This is a genomic window from Nodosilinea sp. AN01ver1 (assembly GCF_050565655.1).
In the GTDB taxonomy this organism is placed as follows: domain Bacteria; phylum Cyanobacteriota; class Cyanobacteriia; order Phormidesmidales; family Phormidesmidaceae; genus Nodosilinea.
Map to the genome: position 1 here is coordinate 1 of NZ_JBNXVS010000099.1, position 5,349 is coordinate 5,349.

The window sequence follows — 5,349 nt, forward strand, 5'->3', positions numbered from 1 at the left end:
TAGGGACCTGGCATCGAGCTATTTTGACAAGGGGCAACCCCCTCACTATCTTCGCCGCAGCTGCGTTTCACGTCTGAGTTCGGGATGGGTCAGAGTGGGTCCACAGCGCCAAAGACACCAGGAAAGCTTTAATTGTTGTTGGAGTTCCTTGAAGAACTGAATCGAGAGAAGCGCTGCGGCTGCACACACAGCCATTGTTAGTTGACGTTGAGTTAGGAGATGATGAGGTCAAGCCCTCGGTCTGTTAGTACGCCTCGACTACATCCATTGCTGGACTTCCATCTAGCGCCTATCAACGGGTGGTCTACCCGTGACCTTACTGGCTTATGCCATGGGAACACTCATCTTGAGGTGGGCTTCCCACTTAGATGCTTTCAGCGGTTATCCACTCCGCACTTGGCTACCCTGCGTTTACCGTTGGCACGATAACAGGTACACCAGCGGTGCGTTCTTCCCGGTCCTCTCGTACTAAGGAAGACTCCTCTCAATGTTCCTACGCCTGCACCGGATATGGACCGAACTGTCTCACGACGTTCTGAACCCAGCTCACGTACCGCTTTAATGGGCGAACAGCCCAACCCTTGGGACCGACTACAGCCCCAGGTTGCGATGAGCCGACATCGAGGTGCCAAACCTCCCCGTCGATGTGAACTCTTGGGGGAGATCAGCCTGTTATCCCTAGAGTAACTTTTATCCGTTGAGCGACGGCCCTTCCACGCGGAACCGTCGGATCACTAAGGCCTACTTTCGTACCTGCTCGACTTGTCAGTCTCGCAGTCAAGCTCCCTTATGCCTTTACACTCGTTGGCTGATTTCCAACCAGCCTGAGGGAACCTTTGCGCGCCTCCGTTACCATTTAGGAGGCGACCGCCCCAGTCAAACTGCCCACCTGATACTGTCCGCTGCCCGGATAACGGGTCAACGTTAGAATTCTAGCCTTGATAGAGTGGTATCTCACCAGTGACTCCACAACCCCCACAAGGGCTGCTTCATAGTCTCCCACCTATCCTGCGCAATCAAAGCCCGAACCCAATACCAAGCTACAGTAAAGCTTCATAGGGTCTTTCTGTCCGGGTGCAGGTAGTCCGTATCTTCACAGACATTCCTATTTCGCCGAGCCTCTCTCCGAGACAGCTCCCAGATCGTTACGCCTTTCGTGCGGGTCGGAACTTACCCGACAAGGAATTTCGCTACCTTAGGACCGTTATAGTTACGGCCGCCGTTCACCGGGGCTTCAGTCGCTAGCTTCAGCTCCGAAGAGCCTGACCAACTTCCTTAACCTTCCGGCACTGGGCAGGCGTCAGCCCCCATACATCGTCTTGCGACTTAGCGGAGACCTGTGTTTTTGGTAAACAGTCGCCTGGGACTCTTCACTGCGACCACCTCTCGGTGGCACCCCTTCTCCCGAAGTTACGGGGCCATTTTGCCGAGTTCCTTAGAGAGAGTTATCTCGCGCCCCTGGGTATACTCTACCTTCCCACCTGTGTCGGTTTAGGGTACGGGCCAATTTGAATTAACGTGGTTCGGGCTTTTCTTGGAAGCCTGACATCAGACACTTCCCCGTCGTAACGGGTCGTACTCGCTTCTCAGCTCAAGACGTTTTCGCCGTCTCTCATCACCTCGATAGCTTAAACCGGTAACCATCATCCGGCTGTCTTAGCCTTCTCCGTCCCCCGCCACAATCCAAATCAGGTACGGAAATATTAATCCGTTGTCCATCGACTACGCCTTTCGGCCTCGCCTTAGGTCCCGACTAACCCTCCGCGGACGAGCCTTCCGGAGGAACCCTTGGGATTTCGGGGTGTAGGATTCTCACCTACATTTTCGCTACTTAAGCCGACATTCTCACTTCTGTACAATCCACGCCTGCTCTCGCTAACGCTTCAACTCGTACAGAACGCTCCTCTACCACTTGTACAAGTACAAGTCCACAGCTTCGGTGTAATGCTTAGTCCCGTTCATTTTCGGCGCAGGATCGCTTGACCAGTGAGCTATTACGCACTCTTTTAAGGATGGCTGCTTCTAGGCAAACCTCCTGGTTGTCTCTGCAATCCCACCTCCTTTCCCACTTAGCATTAACTTGGGGACCTTAGCTGGTGGTCTGGGCTGTTTCCCTTTCGACGATGAAGCTTATCCCCCACCGTCTGACTGGCAGTGTGTGCTACGGGTATTCTGAGTTTGACTCGATTTGGTACCGCTCTCGCAGCCCGCACCGAATCAGTGCTTTACCCCCCGTATATAATCACTACCGCTGTGCCTCAACACATTTCGAGGAGAACCAGCTAGCTCCGGGTTCGATTGGCATTTCACCCCTAACCACAGCTCATCCGCTGGCTTTTCAACGCCAGTCGGTTCGGACCTCCACTTGGTATCACCCAAGCTTCATCCTGGCCATGGTTAGATCACCCGGGTTCGGGTCTATAAAATCTGACTATCGCCCTATTCAGACTCGCTTTCGCTTTGGCTTCAGCATTTCCGCTTTAACCTGCCAGACCCTATAAGTCGCCGGCTCATTCTTCAACAGGCACGCTATCACACGTTTAATCGTGCTCTAACTGCTTGTAGGCTCACGGTTTCATGTTCTATTTCACTCCCCTCCCGGGGTTCTTTTCACCTTTCCCTCGCGGTACTGGTTCACTATCGGTCACGCAGGAGTATTTAGCCTTACGAGGTGGTCCTCGCGGATTCACACGGGATTTCTCGTGCCCCGTGCTACTCGGGATTCAGCTAGTATCGTTAAGTTTTCGACTACAGGACTTTCACCTTCTCTGGTGCATCATTCCAATGCTTCGTCTAACCGCTCGAGTCCATATCGCTGTCCCACAACCCCAGTGGTAAAAACCACTGGTTTAGGCTCTTCCCAGTTCGCTCGCCGCTACTACGGGAATCGAGTTTTCTTTCTCTTCCTACAGCTACTAAGATGTTTCAGTTCGCTGCGTTCGCTCGCGCCACCCTATGGATTCAGGTGGCCGTACTAAGGGTTGCCCCATTCGGAAATCTTCGGATCAAGGCTTGCTTCCAGCTCCCCGAAGCGTATCGTCGGTAACCACGTCCTTCTTCGCCTCTGCGTGCCTAGGTATCCACCGTGAGCCCGTTGTAGCTTGACCTTCTCTCGATTAGTTAATCAAAACTAATCAAGTTCACTCTTCTCTCAACGAACTTTGAATGTTCTGTGTGTACTACCTTACACTTCTCTCGTATTCAGTTTTCAAGGTTCTTTGCTAGGCTCTCACCCAGCAGACTATGCCTTGGCTATCACCAAAACACACCGTGCTGAATTCAATCCCATGCTTTCGTGGTGGAGGTTAGCGGACTCGAACCGCTGACATCCTGCTTGCAAAGCAGGCGCTCTACCAGCTGAGCTAAACCCCCACGCAGTGGGCCATCCTGGACTCGAACCAGGGACCTCACCCTTATCAGGGGTGCGCTCTAACCACCTGAGCTAATAGCCCGGGTTTTGTTCCTCTACCCTTCTCTATCAAGAGCAAAAGGTGAGAAATAAACCTCAACCATAGTCTAGAAACTTTACTCAAAGCCCTGACCGACCTAGAGTGACCACTCAATACTCCTAATTCAGTGTGGTTCGGAGTTATCAAGGGTAGGTCTCCCTAAAAGGAGGTGATCCAGCCACACCTTCCGGTACGGCTACCTTGTTACGACTTCACCCCAGTCATCAGCCCTGCCTTCGGCGCCCTCCTCCGCGAACGGTTAGAGTAACGACTTCGGGCGTGGCCAACTCCCATGGTGTGACGGGCGGTGTGTACAAGGCCCGGGAACGTATTCACCGCAGTATGCTGACCTGCGATTACTAGCGATTCCGCCTTCATGCAGGCGAGTTGCAGCCTGCAATCTGAACTGAGCCACAGTTTATGGGATTTGCTTGCACTCGCGCGCTCGCTGCCCTCTGTCTGTAGCATTGTAGGACGTGTGTAGCCCAAGACGTAAGGGGCATGATGACTTGACGTCGTCCCCACCTTCCTCCGAGTTGTCCCCGGCAGTCTCTTTAGAGTGCCCAACTTAATGATGGCAACTAAAAACGAGGGTTGCGCTCGTTGCGGGACTTAACCCAACATCTCACGACACGAGCTGACGACAGCCATGCACCACCTGTGTTCGCGCTCCCGAAGGCACTCCCTCATCTCTGAAGGATTCGCGACATGTCAAGCCTTGGTAAGGTTCTTCGCGTTGCATCGAATTAAACCACATCCTCCACCGCTTGTGCGGGCCCCCGTCAATTCCTTTGAGTTTCACACTTGCGTGCGTACTCCCCAGGCGGGATACTTAACGCGTTAGCTACGGTACTGCACGGGTCGATACGTCCAACACCTAGTATCCATCGTTTACAGCTAGGACTACAGGGGTATCTAATCCCTTTCGCTCCCCTAGCTTTCGTCCCTCAGCGTCAGTTGTGGCCCAGTAGAGCGCCTTCGCCACTGGTGTTCTTCCCGATATCTACGCATTTCACCGCTACACCGGGAATTCCCTCTACCCCTACCACACTCTAGCTAACCAGTTTCCATTGCCGATCCACAGTTGAGCTGTGACCTTTGACAACAGACTTAATTAGCCGCCTGCGGACGCTTTACGCCCAATAATTCCGGATAACGCTTGCCTCCTCCGTCTTACCGCGGCTGCTGGCACGGAGTTAGCCGAGGCTTATTCCTCTGGTACCGTCAGGTCTTCTTCCCAGAGAAAAGAGGTTTACAACCCTAAGGCCTTCCTCCCTCACGCGGCGTTGCTCCGTCAGGCTTTCGCCCATTGCGGAAAATTCCCCACTGCTGCCTCCCGTAGGAGTCTGGGCCGTGTCTCAGTCCCAGTGTGGCTGATCATCCTCTTAGACCAGCTACTGATCGTCGCCTTGGTAAGCCTTTACCCTACCAACTAGCTAATCAGACGCGAGTTCATCCTCAGGCGATATAACTTTTCACCTCTCGGCATATGGGGCATTAGCAGTCGTTTCCAACTGTTGTTCCCCTCCTAAGGGCAGATCCTCACGCGTTACTCACCCGTCCGCCACTAACCCCGAAGGGTCCGTTCGACTTGCATGTGTTAAGCACGCCGCCAGCGTTCATCCTGAGCCAGGATCAAACTCTCCATGTTAGTTATCTAGCTCAAAAAAGCTAATAACAGTTGGCCATTCGTGAAAAATGACCCGAAAAGCATGTCCCGGATACCTCAGTATCCGTTCTGTCTTTATCTTGCTTGACTTAACAACAACACGAATGCTATCGTTAAACCAATTTAATCCTTGACAGGAACCTTGGCTTTGTTTCTAGACTATGTAGTTGTCGAGGTTCGCTGCTAACCCTCGGTGAGCGACGCATTTGAGCCGCTTTTCTCAGGCGCTTT

Annotated in this window: 2 tRNA genes and 3 rRNA genes; all 5 read right to left on the reverse strand. The window is 53.0% G+C overall.

Annotation, left to right across the window (positions count from 1 at the left end):
- Nucleotides 1–5: 5 nt before the first annotated feature.
- Nucleotides 6–122: ribosomal RNA gene (gene rrf / locus ACQ4N7_RS29845) — 5S ribosomal RNA — on the reverse strand.
- Between the two features lie 102 nt (nucleotides 123–224).
- A 23S ribosomal RNA gene (locus ACQ4N7_RS29850) occupies nucleotides 225–3,107 on the reverse strand.
- 189 nt (nucleotides 3,108–3,296) lie between these two features.
- A tRNA-Ala gene (locus tag ACQ4N7_RS29855) sits at nucleotides 3,297–3,372 on the reverse strand.
- Between the two features lie 6 nt (nucleotides 3,373–3,378).
- A tRNA-Ile gene (locus ACQ4N7_RS29860) sits at nucleotides 3,379–3,452 on the reverse strand.
- Between the two features lie 159 nt (nucleotides 3,453–3,611).
- Nucleotides 3,612–5,100 (reverse strand): 16S ribosomal RNA (locus tag ACQ4N7_RS29865).
- Together the 16S, 23S and 5S rRNA genes with 2 tRNA genes alongside form the textbook arrangement of a ribosomal RNA operon.
- Nucleotides 5,101–5,349: the final 249 nt, after the last annotated feature.